At 59.6% G+C, this 23,410-nt stretch carries 21 protein-coding genes; 16 read left to right on the forward strand and 5 right to left on the reverse strand.

Annotated elements, in window-relative coordinates:
* Window positions 1-195: 195 nt before the first annotated feature.
* The 9 genes from PROAA_RS05910 (at window position 196) to PROAA_RS05950 (ending at window position 10,684) form a co-directional block, all read left to right on the forward strand.
* The gene (locus tag PROAA_RS05910; RefSeq protein WP_186410454.1) at window positions 196-1,689 is read left to right on the forward strand and encodes an FAD-linked oxidase C-terminal domain-containing protein; all 1,494 of its coding nucleotides are present in this window, start codon (window positions 196-198) and stop codon (window positions 1,687-1,689) included.
* Window positions 1,686-2,777, forward strand: a complete 1,092-nt coding sequence (gene glcE / locus PROAA_RS05915; RefSeq protein WP_186410455.1) for a glycolate oxidase subunit GlcE — start codon at window positions 1,686-1,688, stop codon at window positions 2,775-2,777. The genes PROAA_RS05910 and glcE overlap by 4 nt, the downstream gene beginning before the upstream one ends.
* A gap of 13 nt (window positions 2,778-2,790) precedes the next feature.
* Complete coding sequence (gene glcF, locus PROAA_RS05920; RefSeq protein ID WP_186410456.1) at window positions 2,791-4,062, forward strand: glycolate oxidase subunit GlcF; 1,272 nt, start codon at window positions 2,791-2,793, stop codon at window positions 4,060-4,062.
* Between the two features lie 219 nt (window positions 4,063-4,281).
* Window positions 4,282-6,231 carry a type IV pilus assembly protein FimV gene (locus tag PROAA_RS05925; protein ID WP_186410457.1) on the forward strand — a complete coding sequence of 650 codons (1,950 nt, stop codon included), beginning with the start codon at window positions 4,282-4,284 and terminating at the stop codon, window positions 6,229-6,231.
* Between the two features lie 151 nt (window positions 6,232-6,382).
* Window positions 6,383-7,645 carry a glutamyl-tRNA reductase gene (gene hemA / locus PROAA_RS05930; RefSeq protein WP_186410458.1) on the forward strand — a complete coding sequence of 421 codons (1,263 nt, stop codon included), beginning with the start codon at window positions 6,383-6,385 and terminating at the stop codon, window positions 7,643-7,645.
* A 58-nt stretch (window positions 7,646-7,703) separates the two neighbouring features.
* On the forward strand, window positions 7,704-8,786 hold the full coding sequence (gene prfA, locus PROAA_RS05935; protein ID WP_186410459.1) for a peptide chain release factor 1: 1,083 nt from the start codon (window positions 7,704-7,706) through the stop codon (window positions 8,784-8,786).
* A 4-nt stretch (window positions 8,787-8,790) separates the two neighbouring features.
* Window positions 8,791-9,714 carry a peptide chain release factor N(5)-glutamine methyltransferase gene (gene prmC, locus PROAA_RS05940; protein ID WP_186410460.1) on the forward strand — a complete coding sequence of 308 codons (924 nt, stop codon included), beginning with the start codon at window positions 8,791-8,793 and terminating at the stop codon, window positions 9,712-9,714.
* Between the two features lie 22 nt (window positions 9,715-9,736).
* Window positions 9,737-10,060, forward strand: coding sequence for a Grx4 family monothiol glutaredoxin (grxD, locus tag PROAA_RS05945; RefSeq protein ID WP_186410461.1), 324 nt, complete (start codon window positions 9,737-9,739; stop codon window positions 10,058-10,060).
* A gap of 105 nt (window positions 10,061-10,165) precedes the next feature.
* Window positions 10,166-10,684: a hypothetical protein gene (locus tag PROAA_RS05950; protein WP_186410462.1), complete on the forward strand. Its 519-nt coding sequence runs from the start codon at window positions 10,166-10,168 to the stop codon at window positions 10,682-10,684.
* A 51-nt stretch (window positions 10,685-10,735) separates the two neighbouring features.
* Here the strand turns inward: PROAA_RS05950 and PROAA_RS05955 are convergent, their stop codons facing one another.
* On the reverse strand, window positions 10,736-12,022 hold the full coding sequence (locus tag PROAA_RS05955; protein WP_186410463.1) for a protein kinase domain-containing protein: 1,287 nt from the start codon (window positions 12,020-12,022) through the stop codon (window positions 10,736-10,738).
* 24 nt (window positions 12,023-12,046) lie between these two features.
* Window positions 12,047-13,447, reverse strand: coding sequence for an argininosuccinate lyase (argH, locus tag PROAA_RS05960; RefSeq protein ID WP_186410464.1), 1,401 nt, complete (start codon window positions 13,445-13,447; stop codon window positions 12,047-12,049).
* 120 nt (window positions 13,448-13,567) lie between these two features.
* On the opposite strand from argH, the gene PROAA_RS05965 reads away from it, so the two are divergent.
* The 7 genes from PROAA_RS05965 to PROAA_RS05995 all read left to right on the forward strand — a co-directional run bounded on the left by PROAA_RS05965 (window position 13,568) and on the right by PROAA_RS05995 (window position 20,005).
* Window positions 13,568-14,578, forward strand: a complete 1,011-nt coding sequence (locus PROAA_RS05965) for a sensor histidine kinase (RefSeq protein WP_342669211.1) — start codon at window positions 13,568-13,570, stop codon at window positions 14,576-14,578.
* Entirely contained in the window at window positions 14,575-15,354 is a 780-nt protein-coding gene (locus tag PROAA_RS05970; protein WP_186410465.1) for a LytR/AlgR family response regulator transcription factor, read from the forward strand. Before PROAA_RS05965 ends, PROAA_RS05970 begins: the two co-directional genes overlap by 4 nt.
* On the forward strand, window positions 15,351-15,818 hold the full coding sequence (locus tag PROAA_RS05975) for an MEKHLA domain-containing protein (protein ID WP_186410466.1): 468 nt from the start codon (window positions 15,351-15,353) through the stop codon (window positions 15,816-15,818). Before PROAA_RS05970 ends, PROAA_RS05975 begins: the two co-directional genes overlap by 4 nt.
* A 153-nt stretch (window positions 15,819-15,971) precedes the next feature.
* The gene (gene hemC, locus PROAA_RS05980; protein WP_186410467.1) at window positions 15,972-16,946 is read left to right on the forward strand and encodes a hydroxymethylbilane synthase; all 975 of its coding nucleotides are present in this window, start codon (window positions 15,972-15,974) and stop codon (window positions 16,944-16,946) included.
* Window positions 16,943-17,722 carry a uroporphyrinogen-III synthase gene (locus PROAA_RS05985; RefSeq protein WP_186410468.1) on the forward strand — a complete coding sequence of 260 codons (780 nt, stop codon included), beginning with the start codon at window positions 16,943-16,945 and terminating at the stop codon, window positions 17,720-17,722. The genes hemC and PROAA_RS05985 overlap by 4 nt, the downstream gene beginning before the upstream one ends.
* Window positions 17,715-18,824, forward strand: a complete 1,110-nt coding sequence (locus PROAA_RS05990) for a uroporphyrinogen-III C-methyltransferase (protein WP_186410469.1) — start codon at window positions 17,715-17,717, stop codon at window positions 18,822-18,824. Before PROAA_RS05985 ends, PROAA_RS05990 begins: the two co-directional genes overlap by 8 nt.
* A complete protein-coding gene (locus PROAA_RS05995) occupies window positions 18,821-20,005 on the forward strand; it encodes a heme biosynthesis HemY N-terminal domain-containing protein (protein WP_186410470.1) in 1,185 nt (394 codons plus the stop codon). The genes PROAA_RS05990 and PROAA_RS05995 overlap by 4 nt, the downstream gene beginning before the upstream one ends.
* 79 nt (window positions 20,006-20,084) lie before the next feature.
* On the opposite strand, the gene ggt is transcribed toward PROAA_RS05995, so the two are convergent.
* From ggt to PROAA_RS06010, 3 genes are all read right to left on the reverse strand, one after another.
* Window positions 20,085-21,881, reverse strand: a complete 1,797-nt coding sequence (gene ggt / locus PROAA_RS06000; protein ID WP_186410471.1) for a gamma-glutamyltransferase — start codon at window positions 21,879-21,881, stop codon at window positions 20,085-20,087.
* Window positions 21,882-22,012: 131 nt separating this feature from the next.
* Window positions 22,013-23,197, reverse strand: a complete 1,185-nt coding sequence (locus PROAA_RS06005) for an iron-containing alcohol dehydrogenase (RefSeq protein WP_186410472.1) — start codon at window positions 23,195-23,197, stop codon at window positions 22,013-22,015.
* The coding region (locus PROAA_RS06010) for an antibiotic biosynthesis monooxygenase (protein WP_186410473.1) at window positions 23,194-23,410 on the reverse strand (217 nt) is incomplete at its 5' end. The genes PROAA_RS06010 and PROAA_RS06005, both read right to left, overlap by 4 nt.

Here is a 23,410-nt window from a genome sequence, read left to right on the forward strand (position 1 = left end):
GGATCCGGAGTGGACCGTGCGCGTGCGCATCAAATCGACCGGAATGACCGTTCTTGGCATGGATGAGCAGGGTGGTGATCGCTCCCAAGGTAAGGATCTGGGTACTTCGCCGGAGCATGAAACGCCGGGTCTTGGCGGTGTCATCCGGGGCGTCTTCGGTCTTTAGGCACATTTGCTTGAGTATTTCGATTCCGCATGAGCATTGACACCGCATTCGCCGTTCCACGCTTCGTCTTCGACAAGCAGGATTTGTTGACGCGACTGAGCAGGATTCTGCCGGCGCAGAGTCTGCTGGTCGACGAGGAGGATTTGCGCCCCTATGAGTGCGATGGCCTGATTGCCTACCGCCAATTGCCGCTGATCGTTGCTCTGCCCGGGAATGAGGCGCAGGCGCAAGACATTCTCAGGATTTGCCACGCGTTGAAAGTGCCGGTCATTCCCCGCGGAGCAGCCACCGGCTTGTCGGGTGGTGCAATGCCGCATCGGGACGGAGTCGTGGTGTCTCTGGCCAAACTCAAGAAGATCATCAAGCTGGATCCGTTGGGGCGAACTGCCGTCGTACAGCCTGGCGTGCGTAATCTGGCCGTATCCGAGGCGGCAGCGGCACATGCGCTCTACTATGCTCCGGACCCTTCCTCCCAGATTGCATGCACTATCGGCGGCAACGTATCCGAAAATTCTGGAGGCGTGCATTGCCTGAAATACGGATTGACGGTGCACAACGTGCTGCGTGTGCGCGGCCTGACCGTCGAGGGAGAGGTTATTGAATTCGGAAATGCCGCGCTGGATGCGCCTGGCTACGACCTGCTGGCGCTGATGAACGGTTCCGAAGGCATGCTGGCGTTGATTACCGAGGTTACGGTCAAGCTCACGCCCAAACCGGAACTCGCGCAGGTCGTACTCGCTTCGTTCGACGACGTGACGAAGGCAGGCGACGCGGTGGCCAATATCATTGCGGCCGGCATCATCCCCGCCGGTCTGGAAATGATGGACAGGAAGGCGATCCATGCCGTCGAGCCGTACGTCAATGCCGGTTATGACCTGGATGCCGAAGCCATCCTGCTCTGTGAGTCCGACGGAACGCCGGAAGAAGTGGACGAAGAAATGGCACGCATGACGGAAGTGCTCAAGCACAGCGGCGCTTCCGGGATTCGCGTCTCGCAAAATGAAACGGAACGGCTCAAATTCTGGGCCGGACGAAAAGCGGCTTTTCCGGCAGTCGGGCGAATCACGCCGGACTATCTGTGCATGGACGGGACCATTCCGCGCAAGAATCTGGCACGTATGTTGATTGCCATCGCCGAGATGGAACAGCGCTATGGATTACGCTGCGCCAACGTTTTTCACGCTGGAGACGGCAACCTGCATCCGCTGATCATGTACGACGCCAACGTGCCGGGGCAACTTGAAGTGGCGACGTCCTTTGGCGGCGAGATTCTGGAGCTGTCGGTCGCGCTGGGCGGCTCGATTACCGGTGAACACGGCGTCGGTGTCGAGAAAATCGCACAGATGTGCGCCCAGTTTTCCCCGGCGGAACTGGAGGTCTTCCATGCACTGAAGCGTGCATTTGACCTGGACGGCTTGCTCAATCCGGGCAAGGCGATTCCCACGGCTGCGCGCTGTCGCGAATACCGGTTGATACGTAGTGCGGCCAACTGTACCGACAACATGGCGGCGGGGGTTGGATGAGCATCAATGTCAATTCATGCCTTGAGCGCTGGACCGATCGCTTACAGGCCGCATCGGCCGACCGGACCCGCTTGTGCCTGCGTGGGAGCGGCAGCAAGGATTTTTACGGCCAGTCGCTGACGGGCGAGCTGTTCGATACGCGGGAGTATTCCGGTATCGTGGCTTATGAGCCGACCGAGCTGGTCGTGACCGCTCGCTGCGGGACGCCACTTGCCGAACTGGAAGAAGCACTGGCTGAGAAGGGGCAGTCACTGTCTTTCGAGCCCCCTCACTTCGGCACGGGAGCGACTGTTGGCGGTTGCGTGGCAAGCGGCCTGTCTGGTCCGCGCCGTGCACAGGCCGGGGCGCTTCGCGATTTTGTGCTGGGTGTGAAAATACTTAATGGTCAGGGCGAGTTGCTCAGTTTCGGCGGGCAGGTGATGAAGAATGTTGCCGGTTACGATGTGTCGCGACTGATGGCCGGCAGCCTGGGCACGCTGGGCCTGATCGTTGAAGTCTCGCTCAAGGTTCTGCCGGTTGCTGTCGCAGAGCGGACGCTGCTTTTCGAACTGGCGCAAGACAAGGCGCTGGATTTGCTTAATCGGTGGGGCGGGCAGCCGCTGCCCATCTCGGCATCGGCCTGGGGGGACAATATCCTTCATATCCGCCTCTCGGGTGCTACGGCGGCGGTGAGCTCGGCAAGCAGGACGTTAGGTGGTCAGATGCTTGCAGCCGATGAAGCGACGGCTTTCTGGCTAAGCTTGCGTGAGCAGCGCCATGCTTTCTTTGATGGCGAAGCACAGCTATGGCGCATTTCCATCCCTTCGACAAGCCCGGCTCTGGATCTGCCGGGTGCGCAACTCGTGGAATGGGGTGGTGCGTTGCGCTGGCTGCGCGGTGGAGCCTCGTTGACCGATCAGGCGGTTCGTCAAGTAGCCGAGCAGGTCGGCGGACACGCAACGTTGTTTCGAGCCGACGAGACAAAGAAGGCCGAGTTTGGCGTATTTCAGCCGCTGGCCGCACCCTTGGCACGCATTCAAAAGAATCTGAAACAGGCTTTCGACCCGCAAGGCATTTTCAATCCGGGTCGCATGTATTCCGAATTCTGATCGCCGACTGACCATGCAAACAAATCTTGCCGATTTTATCAAGGACACGCCGGAGGGCAGGGAAGCCGACAGCATTTTGCGCAGCTGCGTTCACTGCGGGTTCTGCAACGCCACCTGTCCCACCTATCAGTTGCTGGGCGACGAGCTGGACGGACCGCGCGGACGCATCTATCTGATCAAACAGATGCTCGAAGGCCAGCCGGTCACCCGGCGGACGCAAGTCCACCTTGATCGCTGCCTGAGCTGTCGCTCCTGCGAAACGACCTGTCCATCGGGAGTGAACTATCACCGATTGCTCGATATCGGACGCAACGTCATAGAACAACGCGTTGCGCGTTCCATCGCCGAAAAGGCGACACGTTTTCTGTTATGCCAGGCACTTCCGCAACCCTTGATCTTTAAGCCAGCGGTGAAACTTGGTCAATGGATGCGCCCGTTGTTGCCCGTCGTTCTGGCCGACAAAGTGCCGGCGCAGTCGTCGGGTGCCAGCAAGCGCTATCCAGCCTGCCAGTCCTCAGCGCGCAACCGGCGCATGATCGCGCTTGCGGGCTGTGTGCAGCCGACCCTGACGCCCAATACCAACGCCGCAGCAGTTCGCATTCTGGGCAAGCTGGGTATCGAACTGTTCGAGGCGGCGGGTGCCGGCTGCTGCGGTGCACTGCGTTACCACTTGAACGCTCAGGAACAGGCGCTGGATGATATGCGCCGGGTGATCGACGCCTGGTGGCCGCATGTCGAAGGCAATCAATCCGGCAATGTCGAAGCGATCGTGATGACTGCGTCGGGCTGTGGTGCGCATGTCCGCGAATACGGCGAGCTATTGAAACACGATCCAGCCTATGCTGAAAAGGCGTCGCGTATTTCGGCGCTGACGCTTGATATTTCCCAAGTGCTTGCCGTCGAACAGGAAAGACTCGTCGAGTTAATGCAATTGAAAGGCAAGGTCGGCGTCGGTGAAAGCCGGAAGCTTGCTTTTCACTCACCTTGTACCTTGCAGCATGGGCAAAAAATCCGCGGTGTTGTAGAATCGCTGCTGGTCGCCGCCGGTTACGAGCTCACAATGGTGGCTGATTCACACTTTTGTTGCGGTTCGGCAGGCACTTACTCGATCACCCAGCCCGAACTTTCCGGGCGGCTGCGCAAGAACAAACTGGCTGCGCTCGGAGCAGGTTCTGCAGAAGTGTTCGTTACAGCCAATATCGGTTGCCAGACGCACTTGCAGAGCGGTACAGCGACACCCGTGCGGCACTGGATTGAACTCATTGACGAGCGGCTCGGCGACTAGAAGCCCCCTCAGGAATCGCACGTTCAGCGCCACGCGTTTGTGCTGCTTGGAGCTGGATCAAACGCTCTCGCAGCTTGTGCGTGGTGCCGACCAGAATCCAAGAAAAAGGGGCATGGTGTCGAATTTTTCGTTTCCCATGCTGAGAACTGAGCATTATTTAACATCAACAATTTTGTCCCTTCAGCACAATCGTTCAGCACGAAATTCGAGATATGTGAAATGAGTCCCAAAAAATACACCAAGATTGCTGCACTGTTCTCCTGTTCCCTTATTCCGTTGGTGGCAGGCGCAACCGGCCTGGGCGAAATGCGTGTCACAAGCCAGTTGGGAGATCGCTTTCACGCAGAAATACCGCTCCTGAATCCGTCTTCTTCAGTCGTTCCCAGCTGCTTCAATCTGACTACTCGGACGACAGAGGCCATTTCCGATGTGCCGTGGCTTCAGGGCGCGCAAATTGCACTGAAGTCGTCGCCACCGCGCCTGGTGATCAGCACGCGTCGACAAGTGTCTGACCCTATTGTTCAACTGGCCATATACACGGGTTGCGGTACTTACCTGACGCGTCATTTCACGGCAATGCTTTCGCCGCCGGAAAGTCTCAAGAGCCTTCCTGTTGTCGCCCCAATGCGCACAGATGCAAGTTTGACCACCCCCAAGACGACCCCAGGGAAACACGTCAGTGGCTCTCAGCGCGCTACGCGGAATGAGGGAGTGCGCACAAAGCAGGCTGGCGAAACAGCCGCCGACATGGCGCGCCGGCTGTACCCAGACGATCCGCGGGCACAGGAGGTTTTTGTCCAACGGATGGATGCGTTCAAACCTGAATGGCTAGTTGCAGAGGCGCGAGAAGAAACGCGGCCCGTAGCTGCTGCACCGCATGCCCCGGCCCCGCCCGTGCGCCCGGTGGCTACGGCTCGGCCGAAGCCCAAGCCCGTTGTCATCTCGCGCAAGCAGACCGAAACGAAAACAGACAGTACTGATCGATTGGTGCTGATGCCGGCTGACGAACCGCGTGTCGAACCGGGTATCGAGTCCACTCCGCCGGAGAAGTTGGTTTCTCCGGGCAGTTCCGGGGAGATTGGAAGCCGGCTGGTCGATCTTGAACAGCAAATCGTCACAATGCGCTCGCAGCTGAGTGCGCTACGTGCTGAATATCCGGCACCTCCACCGGCCATCCAGACAGTGTTCATCGAAATGGAATCCCGGCTGCTTGCCGTGGAACTGAGCGTCGCACGCGTCAAATTATCGACGCTGGCGACCGATGCGTCTGTGAACGCACCTGCAACTGAAACGCAAGTCAACTCGGCAAGCAACGAAAAGGCGAATATCGCTCCGACGCCTCCCCCGACCCCAGCCGCGGCGCCTTTGCAGGCGGCCGGCAAGCCGCTGACTGATGTGGCGGAGCCAAGTTCGCTCGGTACCGGCCTGCTGATGCTGGGAATGTTCGGGCTCGGCCTGGGCGCTTTTTTATTCCGTCGGGCCAGGCGCGCCAGCACCGTGCCGACTCCGGCAAGCGCTGTAACAAGCCCGGCAAACGAAGTTGCACATTCGGTTCGCGAAATACCGGCTCAACAGACAATTCCTCCTGCAACAAGGGAAGTCGACGAAATGGCAGAAGCGCAGAAGGTGCTTGACGCGATGCTACCGACCCGTGCCACCGAAGACACCAGGAAGGAAGATCTGGACTTCAGCCCGATTGAACTGGCCAATATCATGCTCAGCTTCGGCCGCGCTCAGGGCGCGGTGGAGGTCCTTCAGGATTTTGTCAGGGAAAACCCGAATGAGTCGTTGCAGCCGGGCCTCCGTCTTCTTGAAATCTACAAGCAGACCGACATGCGCCGGGAGTTCGAACAGATGGCCGGTCAGCTCGCTCATCGATTCAACGTCGAGCGCGTGCACTGGAATCAGGATTTCTTGCCTGCTACCGAAGCGATCCCTTCGGGTGTTGATGCCCGCCGCACGCCGGGCAACCTGAGCGTCATGCCCATGCATATCAAGGCGCGCATTGCGGCAAACTGGGGTACTAGCGATTGTCTCGCTTACCTTCAGTCGTTGCTAAGCGACACACGCGGCGGAGCGCGCAAGGGTTTCTCGGTCCTGGTCACGCAGGAGATACTGGGCGTAATCAAGGCGCTGGAAGCGCAGTTGAAATCCAGGAGAACCGCATAGACGATCCTCCAGACTACGCGTCACCTCGTACCATCATTGCGCAGTCAAGCTTCGCCACTTCTCGCCGAGCGGAGGCGTGGAGGGGCGGGTGCTATAATCGGCCGCTTCCTCTGCTGATCGCGTGCCCTAACTTCCGCGTACTGAACCCCGCATGGCGATTTATTCTATCGGCATCAATCATCGCACGGCGCCGCTCGCGCTCCGCGAGCGGGTGGCGTTCCATAACGAAGAGCTAAGGCGGGCGCTGACCGATTTGTCGAGTAGTGGACGGGTGCATGAAGCGGCGATTCTGTCGACCTGTAATCGCACTGAGATCTACTGTCAGGCAGATTCTCCACTGGCGACCACTCAATGGCTTGCGCAATACCGTCATTTGCCGCACCACGAACTGGAACCGTATTTCTATCACCATCCCGATCGTGAAGCGGTGCGCCACGCTTTTCGCGTTGCCAGCGGGCTGGATTCGATGGTACTCGGTGAACCGCAGATTCTTGGCCAGATGAAGGATGCTGTGCGTATTGCCAGGGAGGCGGGTACGCTTGGTGTGACTTTGAACAAGCTGTTCCAGCATACCTTTGCGGTGGCCAAGGATGTGCGATCCACGACCGCCATCGGCAGCAATGTCGTGTCGATGGCTGCCGCTGCAGTTCGCTTGGCGGAGCGTATATTTGAGCGGATCGCCAATCAGCGCGTACTTTTTATCGGTGCGGGTGAAATGATCGAGTTGTGCGCGGCCCACTTCGCGGCGCAGAAACCGAAACAGATCGTTATTGCCAACCGGACGATTGATCGGGGGCGCAAGCTCGCCGATCGATTCGGGGCAACAGCAATTCGCCTGGAGGATGTCGGTGAGCGTCTGGCCGAATTCGATATCGTCGTTTCCTGCACTGCCAGCCAGTTGCCGATCATCGGTTTGGGGCTTGTCGAACGGGCCATTCGCGCTCGCCGCCACCGCCCGATATTCATGGTCGATCTTGCCGTGCCGCGCGATGTCGAGGTCGATGTGGGTGAGCTGGACGACGTATTTCTCTATACCGTCGATGATCTTGCGCAGGTTGTCGAATCCGGTCTGGAATCGAGGCAATCGGCGGTGGTCGATGCCGAGGCCATCGTTGCGGCGCGGGTTGACAGTTTTCTTCTCTGGCTGCAAACGCGCGATACGGTACCGGTTATCCGTTCGTTGCGCGATGCGGCGGAACGAACACGCCGCCACGAAATGGAACACGCGCTCAAATTGCTTGCCAAGGGAGAAAGCCCGGAAAGCGTACTTGATCAGCTGTCGCATCGCCTGACCAACAAATTTCTGCATTCGCCGACGCAGGCGCTCAATCAGGCCGAGGGTGACCGGAGCGAACTACAGGCGTTGGCGACGCGCTTGTTCCACCTGCATCCCGACTTTCACTCCGGCGAGTAGTCGCGAGTCACTATCCTCGCGCCGACCCGCCCGAATCATTTCATTCCTGGTGTTTTTCATGAAACAGAGCATTCGCGACAAACTTGAAGGTCTGGCCGGCCGGCTGGACGAACTGGATCGCACGCTGTCGAGCAGCGAGGCGACGCGTGACATGGATCAGTACCGCAAGTTGACCCGCGAGCACGCCGAGCTTGGTCCGGTCGTCGCGCTCTACCAGACTTGGCGTCAGACCGAGGCTGATCTGCAGTCGGCGCTCGATATGATGACCGACCCGGAGATGAAGGAATTGGCCGAAGCGGAGATGAAATCAGCAAGCGAGCGCTTGCCCGAGATCGAACGCGAATTGCAAAATTTATTGTTACCAAAGGATTCCGACGACGAGCGTAACGTCTTTCTGGAGATCCGTGCCGGAACGGGTGGCGACGAATCGGCGTTGTTTGCCGGGAACCTGTTTCGCATGTATTCGCGCTTTGCCGAGCGTCAGCGCTGGCAGGTCGAAGTCGTTTCCTCCAGCGCTTCGGATGTGGGCGGCTACAAGGAGGTGATTGCACGCATTGTCGGCAATGGCGTGTATTCAAGGCTCAAGTTCGAGTCTGGCACGCATCGCGTGCAGCGTGTTCCAGAGACCGAAGCGCAAGGCCGCATCCACACCTCGGCGTGTACTGTAGCCATAATGCCGGAAGCCGACGAACTGGAAGACGTCCAGATCAATCCGGCGGAGATTCGCATCGATACTTTTCGCGCATCGGGCGCTGGTGGGCAGCACATCAACAAGACCGACTCGGCGATCCGTATCGTTCATTTGCCGACCGGCATCGTTGTCGAATGCCAGGACGGTCGTTCGCAGCATAAGAACAAGGCGCAGGCCATGTCGGTGCTGGTGGCGCGGATCAGGGATGCACAGCAACGCGAGCAGAACGCCATGATTGCATCGACACGCAAGAGTCTGGTCGGTAGCGGCGATCGTTCCGAGCGCATTCGCACGTATAACTTCCCGCAAGGGCGAGTGACCGATCACCGCATCAATTTAACCTTGTACAAGATCGATTCGATCATGGACGGCGACCTCGACGAACTGCTCGGCGCGCTCGCCAACGAGCATCAGGCTGAACAGCTTACCGCCCTCGGAGGGGCGGAGTAAGCGCATGAGCTGTGCTGAGCTGAGTGCTGGAATTGGCCATGTCTGGCGCTTGGCCAGCCAACGCGTCGACCGGCTGGATGCCCGGTTTCTGCTGCAGCATGTCAGTGGCTGCACGCTTGCCGAGCTGATTGCGCATCCGGAACGCGAATTATCGGCTGAACAGGCCGACCGGTTCGATGGGCTGGTTTCGCGTCGCGAGGCGGGCGAACCGCTGGCTTATTTGCTGGGAACGGCCTTTTTCTGCGGGCTGGAATTCGCCGTGTCGCCAGCGGTGCTGATTCCACGGCCTGAGACGGAGGTTCTGGTCGAACAATCAAGACGAAGAGTGCAGGAGTTGTTGCAAATGCGGTGTCAAGAGCAGGTGCAATCGCGGGCGCTAGCGTGCATCGCACCGCGCATCGTTGATCTGGGCACCGGCTCGGGCATCGTTGCCATCATGCTCGCCCGGCTTTGTCCTACAGCAGAACTGACGGCGGTTGATGTGTCGGTGGCGGCGCTCTATGTGGCACGTGCGAACGCGGTTCGGCATGGCGTACAGATCCGTTTTCTCGAAGGGGACTGGTACGCATCGCTCGGCAAAGAGCGGTTTGACCTTATCGTTTCCAATCCGCCGTATGTCGCCGATGGCGATCTGCACTTGCAGCAAGACGGTTTGCCCTTTGAGCCTCGGCTCGCGCTGTCCGATGGTGTGGTCGGTGGTGACGGGCTGGGGTGCATTCGCACGCTTATCGATGGGGCAAAGAACCATCTTTTTCCAGGCGGCTGGATGTTTATTGAACACGGCTACGATCAAGCGGTCCAAACCCGCGAGTTGCTGCATGCTGCAGGTTTCACCGATGTGGATTCCTGGTGCGATGGTGCGGCGATTGAAAGGGTAAGCGGCGGTCGCCAACCGCCCGGTAACCCGCGAAACTTCTCGAAGCTTTAATCGAAACCTATGGAGGTATTGAATGGACGTGCAGCAACTGATCAAGGAGCAAGTCACGGGCAATCCTGTGGCGCTCTATATGAAAGGAACACCGAAGGCTCCGATGTGCGGTTTTTCCGCAATGGCCGTACAAATTCTGCAAGCCTGCAATCTGCCGCTGTTCTTCAGCGTCAATGTGCTAGAAGACCAGGCGATACGTGACGGCGTCAAGGAATTCGCCAACTGGCCGACCATCCCTCAGCTTTACATTCGTGGCGAGTTTGTCGGTGGTAGCGATATCATGCGCGAGATGTACCAGAGCGGCGAGCTGAAGACGATGCTCGAAGGTATCGCCGCCCCCGACTGATTCGACCATATCAGTCCGGCGTGCGCTGGCGTGATGTTGCGTCATCCGACGGGGGCGACGATTTTTCGACTGGATGAAGACGGACAATACGAAGCAGGAGCCAATATGATGCTGTCACGTTCGGTGGTTATGGGTGCCGTAGTGTTGCTCGCGGCCTGTGCCGGATACAGCGGCAGCAACCTGAAGCCGGGGTTGTCTACCCTTCCTGAGGTCGTTGCTTCGATGGGGGAGCCTGCACTGCGCTGGAAAGATCCCGATGGGGGTGAGCAACTGGCCTACCCGCGCGGGCCAGCCGGCACGCAGACCTTCATGGTGTTCATGGGTGCGGATGGCCGCCTGGACAGGATTGACGGTGTGTTGGACATGGCGCATTTCGCACGTATCGAGTCAGGAAAAAGTGACAAGGCGGCAGTGCTGCGGCTTCTGGGGCCTTCGCAACCGCAGTGGACGGAGTATTTCAAGGCGCGCGACGAACTGGTGTGGGAATGGCGCTTCTGCGATAGCTGGAATCGGGTGGCGCGCTTTGATGTTCTGTTCGACGCAACGACCGGTATCGTTCGCACGACATACCAGCGTTCGGATCTCTTGGGTTGGAATGGCGTAGCCCCGTTCTGCGGGCATTGAATCTGTCTTCAGTTGAAGTGACCGGAATCACCCTTCAGGATGGCTTCGGAATCAGAATGCCGCCAGCCGTGCGTTGGAGAGTTCGAGCCGGCTGGTCAGAACATCCAGGAATGATTGATAGAAGTGCATGCGGCAGGATTCGGAAGCCTGCTGCAATGCCTTGCCTTTCACGGTGAGAATCTTGGATTGGATCAGCGCAACAACATCCGCGCCGCGAGTCTGCTTGCTTTTGCTGATAACGGCCATTTCGCCAAAGCAGTCGCCGGTGGTCAGCAGGTTAAGGATTCTGCCGTTCTTGACAACCTTGAGTTCGCCCTCGCCGAGGATGCAGAAGAAATCTCCAGGATCTCCGTCATTCAGTATGGATTCGCCAGGGGAAATGCTGCGCCAATGGGAAAACCCCAATACTTCCCATATCTCGGCATCGGAGAAATCGGAAAAGAATGGCAGATCACGCAGCGTGTCGAACTTTTCTGAATCCGAAAAAGCGCGCCTCGGTGCCTTAACCTGTTTACTTCGAAAAGCCTGTGCCAAGTCATGTGAGAACTCCTCCCACGTCTGATAGCGCTTCTCGGTGTCCTTGCACATAGCTCGCGTAACGATGGCGTCGAGTGCTTCCGGAATTTTTTTCCGAAGAGCGGAAGGCTTGGTCGGTTCGGTATTGATGATCTGGTAGATGATGTTGTAGTTGGTGCTCGCCTGGAAGGGGAGCTGGCCGGTGAGCAATTGGTACATCACCACGCCAAGTGAATAGATATCCGTCTGGTGATTGAGCGGCTGTTCCCTGACCTGCTGCGGCGACATGTAAGCGGGTGAACCGATTCCCGAGACCTGGGTGCGTTCCAGGTTTTCGATGATGGCTGCGCCAAAGTCCGAAATCTTGATATCACCGGAAGTCGGGCTGTTGCCTGGGAAAAGGATGTTGGCCGGTTTGATGTCGCGATGTGTGATGCCAATGCGATTAGCGAAGTCAAGCGCACGTGTGCACTTGAAGATGATTTCGACGACACGTTCAATCGGCAGCAATTTATCCGGAGCGGCAAAGTCTTCGAGTGTTCCGCCAGGAACGAATTCCATCACGATATAGCAGAGATCCTCGGCGACGACCGCATCAAAAATCTGAACGATATGCGGGTGCATCAGCTTGCCGACAAGCGACGCTTCGTTCAGGAACAAATGGGTGTAAAGCTTGCCGCGCTCCGGGTTCTTGAGGATTTCGGGGAAAGCGACCTTGAGTGCCACGTCCCGCTGGGCAAAAGGGTCATTTCCCAGATAGACGGTCGCCGTCGCGCCGCGGCCCAGTTCGCGAATGATGTCGTACTTGCCGATTTTATCCATGCTGTAGGCGCTTGAATGAATGTCTCACAAACGACTCCGGGCGCGTGCGATTGCCGCACCAACTTGTTCGGGGGACGATCCGCCGATGTGATCGCGCGCTGCCAGCGAGCCTTCGACCGTGAGAACGGCGAAGATGTCATCACCAATCAGCGGCGAAAACGTTTGCAGTTCGACAAGCGAAAGCTGCGGCAGATCGACACCGAGTTCTTCCGCACGTCGTACGGCAAGCCCGACAGTTTCGTGCGCATCGCGGAATGGCAAACCCTTGCGGGTCAGGTAGTCCGCCAGGTCGGTGGCTGTAGCAAAGCCCTGGCGTAGCGCATCGCGCATGTTGTCGGGGCAGGCGGTGATGCCGGCGATCATGTCGGCAAAGATGCGCAATGTGTCACTTACCGTGTCAACGGTGTCGAACAGGGGTTCCTTGTCTTCCTGATTGTCCTTGTTGTAGGCCAGCGGTTGCCCTTTCATCAGGGTCAGCAGGGCGATCAGGTGGCCGTAGACGCGCCCGGTCTTGCCGCGTGCGAGCTCGGGAACATCAGGGTTCTTCTTCTGCGGCATGATCGAACTGCCCGTGCAGAAGCGGTCGGCGATCCTCACGAAACCGAAACGCGGGTTCATCCACAGTACGAGTTCTTCCGACATGCGCGAAAAATGCATCATGAGCAGCGCGCTGGCGGCACAAAATTCGATGGCGAAATCCCGGTCGGACACCGCGTCGAGCGAGTTCTCGCACAGTCCTTCGAAGCCGAGTTCGGCGGCGACGAATTCGCGGTCAATCGGATAGGTCGTGCCGGCCAGCGCGGCGGCACCAAGCGGCAGGCGATTGGTGCGTCGGCGCACCTCGGCCAGCCGTTCCGAATCGCGCCGCATCATTTCGAACCAGGCCATCAAGTGATGACCAAAGGTGATCGGCTGCGCGACTTGCAAGTGGGTGAAACCCGGCATCGGGGTCGCCGCTTCGCGCTCGGCGAGATCCAGCACGTTGAGCTGAAACTGACCAAGCAGAACAAGAATGTCATCGATCGCGTCACGCAGGAAAAGGCGGATGTCGGTTGCAACCTGATCGTTGCGCGAGCGGCCGGTATGCAGGCGCTTTCCGGCATCACCAATGAGCGTTGTCAGACGTTTTTCGATGTTCAGATGGACGTCCTCAAGGTCTGATGACCATTCAAAGGCGCCCGATTCGATCTCGGCAACGATCTGTGCCATGCCCCGCTGAATGTCAGCGTAATCCACCGTCGAAACGATGCTTTGCTTGGCGAGCATTTTTGCGTGGGCCAGCGAACCGCGGATGTCCTGGCGCCACATTCGCTTGTCAAACTCCACCGAAGCCGTGTAGCGTTTGACGAGTTCGGACATTGGCTCGGTGAAGCGGCCGGCCCAAGTGTAGGTCGAAGACGCAGCGGGAGGTGATTGAGGTTGCATTCGAGATTGAATTTGAGGTTTCGCTCAGTTTATGATGAAAGCAAGTTCGTGGGCTAAAATGGCCTATCGAACCCTGACAGGCGCCACGTCCAGTACATGCCAAGTATAAAGCAAAACCCGGTGGGCCAGCCTTTGCCGGACTTTCGTAATTTCGGCGTCATGCTGCGCATTCTGCTCGGCGTGAATCTGCTCGCCTTTGCCGCGGCGCTGGTTCAAGGCACAGACATTGGCGATTGTATCCAACGCTATGTCGATATGGCGGCCTGGGTGCAACCCTTGCTGCTTTTGAATATCTTGCTGCTGGCGCTACTTGCCAATGTGCTTCGGCGTGTGAGGCCGTGGATCGGGCAGGTAGTCGTGATTCTCATTGCCGCTGCTTCCTCTGCACAGTTGTTTGGTGTCTGGAGCATGATTGCGATCGATGGTGGTGGCTGGCAACGGCTGTTGCGGGCCGCACTGCTGGGTGGGCTGGTCGCCGCGACGATGCTCTCGTACTTTGTACTGCGTGCCAGATCATTTTCTCCAGCGCTGGCCGAGGCCCGGCTGCAAGCGCTGACCGCACGTATCCGTCCGCATTTTTTGTTCAACAGTCTGAACGCCGTTCTATCCCTGATCAGGGCCGAACCCGAACGCGCCGAAACCGCTCTTGAGGATTTGGCCGACCTTTATCGCGCGCTGATGCGCGATCACCGCGACCTGTTGCCCTTGTCCGACGAGATTGCGTTGTGTCGCCAGTACCTTGATCTCGAAAAATTGCGACTTGGTGAGCGACTCAATGTCGAGTGGGAGATGGCCGACGTCCCCGTCGATCTGAATGTGCCGCCGCTGATGTTGCAGCCCCTTCTGGAGAATGCGGTCTACCATGGTATCGAACCATCAGGTGAGAATGGAACGGTCCGCATTGGTATGGCGCGCAAGGGTAACGAACTGCACATTGACCTGGCCAATCCCTGCGGCCGAGGCGACTCATCAAAAGGGGGAAACCACATGGCCTTGGCCAATATCCGCGAGCGTCTGGCGCTTTACTACGATCTCGAGGCCCGTCTTGAAACGAACGAAGTGACACTACCCGACGGTCTTCGCGAGTACCGGGTGCATATCGCTTTACCTTGCCGGAGTGATAAACCATGAATTCCGTGCCGACCCTGTCCGTGATGATCGTCGACGACGAAGCTCCGGCGCGGACGCGCTTGCGGGATTTGCTGGCCGACGTGGCGGCTGAAGTGCCGAATGCGGTGGTCGCCGAGGCGGCCAACGGACTACTGGCTGTTGAGGCGACAGGGGGGTGTTCGGTGGACGTCGCCCTGGTCGATATTCGCATGCCGAAGATGGACGGCATTGAATTGGCGCGGCACTTGACTCGGCTCGAACATCCACCGGCCATCATTTTCGTGACGGCCTACGATAGTTACGCGGTACAGGCTTTCGAGCTCAATGCCATCGATTATCTGGTCAAGCCGGTTCGCGCGCAGCGGCTGGTCGACGCTCTGCAGAAGGTTCGACAGAACAGGACGGTTGCGCCGCAGGTGCTGTCGCAAATCCAGCAGGGAGCGCGGACGCACCTTTCATGCCACGAGCGAGGCCGTTTGCTGCTGATTCCGCTGCCCGAAATCCTGTACTTCAAGGCAGATCTCAAATATGTCACGGCGCGAACCGCCAGTCGGGAATACCTGCTCGACGAGTCGCTGACCCATCTTGAGGAAGAGTTTTCCGCGCGTTTCATTCGGCTTCACCGCAGTGCGCTGGTGGCCAGAGATGCGATAGCCGGCTTCGAAAAGAATGCTACAGAAGACGCGGAAACACAATGGCAGGCCCTGTTGCGTGGGGTTCCTGACAGACTGCCGGTCAGTCGCCGCCAGTGGCCACTGGTCAAGTCCTACGCGAAGCAGCTCAGTTCCGGGGTATGAGCACGCCAGCAAGTATTGACGTGCCGGAATTCGACAGGCGGCTACGGCGCAGGCTGGAACTCATTTGCGAAAGCTTCCTGAATCTGACCGGGCAGCCGCTGCTCGACAACGCCACGCCGGAGCGTTTGTGGCACGCCCCACGTGTGATCGTCGCGCACGGCATCGAGGCTGAACCGGTTTTCTTCTATGGCAACCGGATGGCGCTTGAGCTCTTCGAAATGGACTTTGCGAGCTTTACCCACTTACCCTCACGCTATTCCGCCGAACCGTTGGAACGACAAGAGCGTTCCCGCCTGCTTGAGCGCGTCAGCCGTGATGGATTCATCGACGACTACGCCGGCGTAAGGATTTCAGCGACGGGCAAACGCTTTCGTATCGAACAGGCCGTCGTCTGGAACCTGATCGACGGAAACGGCGAAATTCATGGGCAGGCAGCGACTTTTGATCGCTGGAAGCCGATTTGACGGGGTGGCCTTCGAGGCCGGTCCATGGCGCTGGTCGCTGGGCGTGCAAGGTGATCAGACATGTTAGAATCGCTCCCCTTGGAGCTGCGTGGCCTCGTGCCACATGATCGCAAGTGCTGACCCTTTTGGCTGCCACATGGCCTGGAAAACGTCTTGAACGTCTCTAATTCTCCGGATTCCCCGGACTCCCCGAACCCGACTCCGTCGCGTATTGTCATTGCCTCGCGTGAATCACGTCTTGCCTTGTGGCAGGCCGAACATATCCAGTCGCGTTTGAGTGAGCTGTATCCGCGATGCCGTCTCGAGATTCTCGGCATGACGACCCGTGGCGACCAGATCCTCGATCGTCCGCTCTCACAGATCGGAGGCAAGGGCCTGTTCATCAAGGAGCTCGAAGTGGCCATGCAAGAAGGCCACGCCGACCTGGCGGTGCATTCGCTCAAGGATGTTCCGATGGAGATGCCTGAAGGATTTTCGCTGACCGCCATCATCCGCCGCGAAAACCCGTGCGATGCTTTCGTTTCGAACACGTATGGCGGAATCGACGCGCTGCCGGCGGGTGCCGTAGTGGGTACCTCCAGCTTGCGGCGAGAGGCCATTCTGCGCGCCAGCTACCCGAATCTCAGGATCGAGCCCCTGCGCGGCAACCTTGACACCCGCTTGCGCAAACTTGACGAAGGACAATTCGACGCGATTATTCTCGCCGCAGCGGGTCTGATTCGTCTCGGCCTCAAAGAGCGCATCAGGGCCATTTTGTCGCCCGAACAGTCGTTGCCCGCACCGGGGCAAGGGGCGCTCGGTATCGAGGTGCTGTCCGACCGTGCGGATGCCATTGCGGCGCTGGCGCCACTCAATGATGCGGAAACCGCGCACTGTGTGCGTGCCGAGCGGGCCTTCTCCCGTGCGCTCGGGGGCAGTTGTCAGGTGCCGCTTGGCGGCTACGCCGTTCTGGAAAACGGTGTGCTCCGGCTTCGCGGTTTTGTCGGCTCTTCGGATGGTCAGCAGATGGTCCGGGGCGAAATGAGTGGAGAGCCGGCGGACGACGAATCCATTGGGCAAGGTTTGGCCCAACAACTGCGTGATCGGGGCGCGAACGCGATACTGGCTTCACTGACTACCAACCGATGAAGAAAACGCTGCAGGGCAAGCGTATTCTGGTGACGCGCCCAGCGGCCCAGGCCGGCAAGCTCGCGGAAATGATCGGAGATCTGGGTGGCGACCCGATACGCTTCCCTCTGCTCGAGATCGGGCCGGCGGATGATACATTGCCCTTGCAGAGGGCCGTGGCGCAACTCGACGACTATGCCCTGGCCATCTTTATCAGTCCGAATGCGGTCATTTTCAGCGTGCCCTTGATTCTTTCCCGGCGGCCATGGCCGGCCACGCTTCAGGCGGCGGCCATCGGGCAGAGCACGGTCGCGCAGCTTGCAGCCTGCGGGATCGGGCGCGTCGTTGCGCCGACAGAGCGCTACGATTCCGAGGCGCTTCTTGATCTGCCCGTATGCCGGGCCGAACGTGTTGCCGGCAAAAAGCTGTTGATCCTGCGTGGTAACGGTGGGCGCGAGTTGCTGGCCGACACGCTGCGCGAACGCGGTGCTGAAGTCGAGGCTGTGACCTGCTATCATCGTTCTGCACCTGTCGACGGAAGCTTGATCCTGTCGCTGTTGCGCAACAAGCGCCTTGATGCGCTGACAATTTCATCCAGTGAGGGTCTGCGCAACCTTCTGGCCTTGCTCGATGCTGACGGTTGCGAGTATTTGCGTACCCTGCCGGTGTTTGTTCCGCATCAGCGGATCGCTGAAATGGCCGCAGAACTCGGTTTGCAACAGGTTGTTCTAACCGGGCCGGCGGATGCCGGTATCATTGAGAGTCTGAACGAATTCGATTGGCTTCACCATGACTGACACTGTTGATCAACACCCCACTCCGTCGCAAGATACCGCACCGCCGATAGCTGAAGCGGTCGCGTCGGGCACTCCGGAACGGCGCAAATCGTCGTACGCTGCGTGGAAAAGTCCCTGGCTTTATGTCGCACTCGTTGCGCTGGGTCTGGCCGCTTGGCAGTGGTACGAAACACGGACCCGCCTCGCCGATACTCAGCAAGAGCTGGCGCGCCGTCTGTCCGAAAACGATACTGTGGCCCATGAGAGTCGTACGCTGTCCAAACAGGCGCAGGAACAGTTTGCCCTTTTGCAGGGAAAACTAGGCGCACTTGAAGGCAAGATCGCCGACTCGCAAAGCCAGCAGGCGGCGCTGGAAGAGCTTTATCAGGAAGTGGCAAGAAGCCGCGACGATTGGGCGCTGGCCGAGGTGGAACAGAGCGTGACGCTGGCCTCGCAGCAGTTGCAGCTCGCCGGAAATCTGCAGGGGGCGGTGCTTGCCTTGCAGACCGCCGAAGCGCGTATCGCCGGGAGCAGCCGCCCGCAGTTCATCAGTTTGCGCAAAATCTTGGCGAGCGATCTGGAGCGCCTGCGTGCGCTACCGCAGGTGGACCTTCCAGAAATGAGCTTGCGACTTGAGAGCCTGATCGCAGCCGTTGATACGATGCCGCTGGCCGTTGACGGACGCCCGCAAAATAGTTTCAAGCCGAAGGATGCCTTTGTCGAAGCGTCTTGGGAATCATTGGGTACTCAGGCATTCTGGCGGCAATTGGCTATGGAGCTATGGGGTGAATTTCGCAGTCTTGTGCGGATTCAGCGCTTCGATCGCGACGAGCCGGCCTTGCTGGCGCCGGGACAGGACTTTTTTTTGCGCGAGAATCTCAAACTGCGTTTGCTCAATGCCCGTCTGGCGTTGCTGGCGCACGAGCAATCGGTTTTTCGCAACGAACTCAAGCAGACCCAGTTGTGGGTAGACCGCTATTTTGACGCGAGTGACAAATCGGTACAGATCGCGCGTGAATCGCTCAAGCAGCTATCGTCGACCGAAATCAGCATCGCAATGCCAAATCTTAACGAGAGCCTTTCAGCGATCAAGAATTTCAAGCGCGGCGAGGAGCGTAAATGAAAGGCCTGCTCTGGGTACTGACGCTTTTTGCACTGGCGGTAGGCATCTCCCTGGTGGCGGATTTCAACGAGGGCTACGTCCTGCTTGTGTACCCCCCGTATCGTGCCGAGATATCGCTGAACCTTGCCATTCTGCTCACCCTCGGCTGCTTCGTGATCCTTTATACCTTGTTGCGCACACTGGCACTGACGCTCTCCATGCCACGGCGTGTCCGCGAGTTTCGCGAGCGCCGCCGGCGTGAGAAGGCAGCCAGAGAGTTTTACGATGTCGCACGTCTCATTTTTGAAGGGCGTTATTCCCAGGCTTTGAAGAAAGCAACCGGCGCTCACGCCGCCGGTCAATCACCGGCGCTGGCTGCGCTGCTCGCAGCCCATTCTGCACAGCGTCTGCGTGAACCCGACAAGCAGAAGGAATGGCTCGACCGTGCCGCTCAGGATGATCCGAAGATGCAATCGGCGTGCCTCATGCTCGAAGCCGAAATGCATATTGAGATGCGATGCTTCGATGAAGCCGTCGCCGTTTTGAAACGTCTGCAGGATACTTCGGGACGGCACATCGCCGCCCTGCGCCTTGAAATGCGCGCGCATCAAGGCAGCGGCAATTGGGACGAAGTGCTGCGCATCGCACGGCTGCTCGAAAAGCGCAATGCCCTGCTGCCCGAGGCGGCCGAAGAGATCAAGCTCAAGGCGCATCGGGAAAATATTCGCCTGCGACAGTCGGATCTGCCCCAGATACAGGCTTACTACAAGAAGCTGCCGTCGCGCGAGGTAAGCTCCCGTTTGGCGCTCACCTATGCTGAAGCGCTGATGGAGCTCGGCGCAGAAGATGAAGCACAGCGCTTTATAGAGAAGCAGCTTGACAAGGAATGGAATCCACGACTTGTGGATATCTACGGGCTGTCCCAAGGTGGCGATCCGGCTTCGCGCATTGCCCGCGCAGACAAATGGCTGCCACAGCATCATGATGATTCCCGGTTGCTGCTGGCGCTGGGGCGGATGTGTTTGGCGCAGCGTTTGTGGGGCAAGGCGCAAAGTTACCTCGAAGCATCGCTCTCGCTGGAAGATCGTCGTGAAGTGCGGCTTGAACTTGCGCGGTTGCTTGAGGAAACCGACCGTGCCGACGAGGCGACGCCGCATTACCGGGCCGCCGCCGGAAATCTCGCCCGATTGGAATCCAAATGATCGCGGTCGCGATCACGCGATTGAAATCACTTCAGTCTGCAACCAAGTACCAACCCTGACTCGTTCCGCTTCCGTAGCATCATTCGCCCATCACCCGGCCTTCGCGACGCGGGTCCGCCCCGCCGGTGTACCCATCCTGGACTTTCATGATCGCCTGTACGCCGCTGCTCAGGCCCAGCTCCTTCACCTGATGGCCGCGGGATCGCAGGGCCTCGACGAATTCCGGGGTGAAGCGCTGTTCTTCGAGTAGCGTCGGGCCGGTCAGTGCGCCGAAGTTGGGCAGATTGATCGCCTGCTGTGGTGTCAGCCCCCAGTTGAGCGTCGCGTAGAGCAGTTTGGCGGTGTAGTGGATGATCATCGCGCCACCCGGCGAGCCGCCGCTCAGCACCAGTTCCCCCGTGTCATTGTCGAAGACCAGCGTCGGGCTCATCGACGAACGTGGGCGTTTGCCCGGCTCGACGCGGTTGGCGATCGGATTGCCGCTGCTGTCGGTCGGAGTGAAGGAGAAATCGGTGAGTTCGTTGTTGAGCAGGAAGCCGTGCACCATCTGGCGCGCGCCGAAGGCATCCTCGATGCTGCTGGTCATCGCCAGCGCGTTGCCCCAGGCATCGACGACGCTGATATGCGAGGTGCCGTGCTCGACCTGTTCCGGCATCGGCGAATAGCTCGTATTCTCTGCCGTCGGAATGCCCGGTTCGGCCACTTTCATGCGCTGCGGGCCAATCAGCCGCGCCCTTTCGGCGAGGTATTTCGGGCTGATCAAGGACTGCCATCCGCCAGCGGGCGCGGCGACGAAGTCGGGATCGGCCACATAGCGCGCACGGTCGGCGAATGCCAGGCGCGACGCCTCGGTGTAGTAGTGCATCCACAGCGGGTTTTCAAAGCGCAGATCGCGCGCCGGGGTATCGTTGAGGATGCCGAGGATCTGGTCGATGGCGATCGCGCCCGAACTCGGCGGCGGGAAGCCGCAAATCCGGTAGCTGTGTATTTGCTGCGCGCCCTTTGGCGCATAATTGGTACATAAGGCGGATCGCCGTTTCGCCTTGTAGGCAGCCATGTCGGCCATGCTCAACTGGCCCGGATTGGCGGGATGATTGTGCACCCGATCGACCACGGCCTGCGCGATTTCGCCTTCGTACAGGGCTCGCGAACCTTCAGCGGCGATCCTGCGCAGCACCTTTGCCAGCGCCACATTGCGCAACAATGTGCCGACCGCATGCGGCTCGCCATCGGGCTGGTAAAAATACGCAGCGGCTTGTGAGTCCTCACGCAGATGGGTGTCGGCCTTGAGCAGTTGGTGCAATCGCGGGCTGACCGGGAATCCCGCCTCGGCCAGTTCGATCGCCGGCTCGAAAAGACGCTCCCAGGGGAGCCTGCCATATGCCGCGTGCGCCATTTCGAGCATCCGCACGGTGCCCGGAACGCCGACCGCGCGGCCCCCGACGACAGCTTCGTGAAATGCCATCGGCTTGCCGTCGGCCTTGATGAACAATGTCTCGTTGACCGCTGCCGGCGCCGTTTCGCGGCCGTCCAGAGCGACGACTTCGTTGCCGTCGTAATGCAGCAGGAAGGCGCCGCCACCGATGCCGCTCGACTGCGGTTCGACCAGCGTCAGAACCATCTGCACGCCGATCGCCGCATCAACCGCCGAGCCGCCAGCCCGGAGAATTTCAAGACCGGCCGCGCTGGCCAGGGGATTCGCCGCGGCGACGGCAAACTTCCGGCCGTGCCACGCCGATTGTGCGACAGAGTCCGTTGCAGCTTCGGGCTGGCGCAGTTCGACATTGCCGGAGACACCTGATCGGCTTGCGGACGGTACGTGGGTGCAACCGGCGGCCAAAAACGCTGCGGCGAGAGCAAGGCAAAAGAATTTCATGTTGAGCGCTGGATGTGCGGATCGATGCTTTGTCCCATTAAAATCGGCCGGACGTCAATGGGGCGGGAAGATAGCGCCGTGCCCGCTCACGCCATCCCCCGGAATGTCTTCACCCCGAAATCCGGGGGCTTTCAGAGCCGTGAAGCGAGGATGTCCGAGAGCTCCGCGTCGGTGAGAACGAGGGGGTTGGTTTTCATGCTTGAACCGCGACTGGCAGCGACGATGCGTGCCAGATCGCCCTCGCCGATGCCGTAGGCCGAGAGGCGCGGCAGGGCAAGTTCCACTTCCCAGTTGCGCAGGACTTCGACGAGAAAGCGGCGCGCATCGGGACCGTCGAGGCCCTTCTTCATGGCGAAGCGGCGGCCAATCTCGGCGTATTTCGGCAGGGCGGGGTTATCCGGATCGCGAGCCTCCAGGGCTTCGATGTTGCTTGCCGTGGCGCTGGCCACCAGAGTTCCGCAGACTACGCCATGCGGAATCGGGAAGAAGGCGCCGAGCGGGGAGGCCAGCCCATGTACCGCGCCGAGTCCGGCCTGCGCCAGGCAAATGCCCGAGGCCAGCGAAGCGTAGGCCATCTTCGCGCGCGCTGCAGCGGACTGCTGGCGATAGAGCGCGGGCAGCGCATCTCGGGCAGCCATGATTCCGGAGCGGGCGAGCGCGTCGGTCATTGGGTTGGCGCGGGTCGAAACGAAGGACTCAAGAAGCTGCGTGAAGGCGTCCAGCCCGTCGGCGCCAATCAGCGCGGGCGAGCAGGTGGCGAGCAGATCCGGATCGACGATCGCCCATTCGGCGACCAGTTTGTCGTCGCGGAATGACTTCTTGAAGCCGCCGGGCGCGGTCAGCACAGCGTTCTTCGTCGCCTCCGAGCCGGTGCCGGCGGTACTCGGCACGGCGATGAACGGCGTTGCCGGGCCACGGTAGGGCAGTTCAGGGCCGACGCCTTCCAGATGGTCCATCACCGAATTGCCGGGACGCAGCAGCCCGGCGATGGCTTTGGCCGCGTCGAGGGCGCTGCCCCCGCCGACACCGACAACGCAGTCGAATCGTGTTCCGCGCAAGGCGGCGACACTTGCATCGACGAATTCCGGCGATGGTTCGCCGGACACCCGCAACTGTTCCCAGGACAGGCCGCGCTCGCCAAGACTGGCGAACAGTCGCGCGCCGGCTTCGGATTCGGCGAACGAACGCATGCCGGTGACGACCAGCAACCTTGTGCCGTAGCTGGCCGCAATGTCGGGTAGCCGATTCAAGGTGCCGCTGCCGAATTCGATGCGCGGCAGGCGGGCGATCGAAAAGGGGGCGAAACTTTCGCTCACGCGGGAAGCAGTCCGTTCATCGGTTCGCCCCGGCGCGGTTCGGCCATCATGCCGCCCACCGCTTCACGCCATGCGAGATAGTGTGCGGTTTCCTTGTGTGCGGTGGCATCGGCGGGCGACGCGTAGGCCTCGTACAGAATGAAGCGCGCGGGATCGTCCGGCGCCTGGAGCACGTCGAAGCGGCGGTTGCCCGGCTCGGTGATCGAAGCCTCA

This window comes from Candidatus Propionivibrio aalborgensis (assembly GCF_900089945.1).
GTDB classification, from domain to species: Bacteria; Pseudomonadota; Gammaproteobacteria; order Burkholderiales; family Rhodocyclaceae; genus Propionivibrio; species Propionivibrio aalborgensis.

Excerpts from the sequence above, each read along its gene's own strand:
- prmC (WP_186410460.1), top strand. The coding sequence starts at position 8,791 with ATGAGCTGTGCTGAGCTGAGTGCTGGAATTGGCCATGTCTGGCGCTTG.
- PROAA_RS05925 (WP_186410457.1), top strand. The coding sequence starts at position 4,282 with ATGAGTCCCAAAAAATACACCAAGATTGCTGCACTGTTCTCCTGTTCC.
- PROAA_RS05990 (WP_186410469.1), top strand. The coding sequence starts at position 17,715 with ATGACTGACACTGTTGATCAACACCCCACTCCGTCGCAAGATACCGCA.
- hemA (WP_186410458.1), top strand. The coding sequence starts at position 6,383 with ATGGCGATTTATTCTATCGGCATCAATCATCGCACGGCGCCGCTCGCG.
- PROAA_RS05970 (WP_186410465.1), top strand. The coding sequence starts at position 14,575 with ATGAATTCCGTGCCGACCCTGTCCGTGATGATCGTCGACGACGAAGCT.
- PROAA_RS05950 (WP_186410462.1), top strand. The coding sequence starts at position 10,166 with ATGATGCTGTCACGTTCGGTGGTTATGGGTGCCGTAGTGTTGCTCGCG.
- PROAA_RS05985 (WP_186410468.1), top strand. The coding sequence starts at position 16,943 with ATGAAGAAAACGCTGCAGGGCAAGCGTATTCTGGTGACGCGCCCAGCG.
- ggt (WP_186410471.1), bottom strand. The coding sequence starts at position 21,881 with ATGAAATTCTTTTGCCTTGCTCTCGCCGCAGCGTTTTTGGCCGCCGGT.
- prfA (WP_186410459.1), top strand. The coding sequence starts at position 7,704 with ATGAAACAGAGCATTCGCGACAAACTTGAAGGTCTGGCCGGCCGGCTG.
- PROAA_RS05910 (WP_186410454.1), top strand. The coding sequence starts at position 196 with ATGAGCATTGACACCGCATTCGCCGTTCCACGCTTCGTCTTCGACAAG.
- PROAA_RS05995 (WP_186410470.1), top strand. The coding sequence starts at position 18,821 with ATGAAAGGCCTGCTCTGGGTACTGACGCTTTTTGCACTGGCGGTAGGC.
- argH (WP_186410464.1), bottom strand. The coding sequence starts at position 13,447 with ATGCAACCTCAATCACCTCCCGCTGCGTCTTCGACCTACACTTGGGCC.
- glcE (WP_186410455.1), top strand. The coding sequence starts at position 1,686 with ATGAGCATCAATGTCAATTCATGCCTTGAGCGCTGGACCGATCGCTTA.
- glcF (WP_186410456.1), top strand. The coding sequence starts at position 2,791 with ATGCAAACAAATCTTGCCGATTTTATCAAGGACACGCCGGAGGGCAGG.
- PROAA_RS05955 (WP_186410463.1), bottom strand. The coding sequence starts at position 12,022 with ATGGATAAAATCGGCAAGTACGACATCATTCGCGAACTGGGCCGCGGC.
- PROAA_RS05975 (WP_186410466.1), top strand. The coding sequence starts at position 15,351 with ATGAGCACGCCAGCAAGTATTGACGTGCCGGAATTCGACAGGCGGCTA.
- grxD (WP_186410461.1), top strand. The coding sequence starts at position 9,737 with ATGGACGTGCAGCAACTGATCAAGGAGCAAGTCACGGGCAATCCTGTG.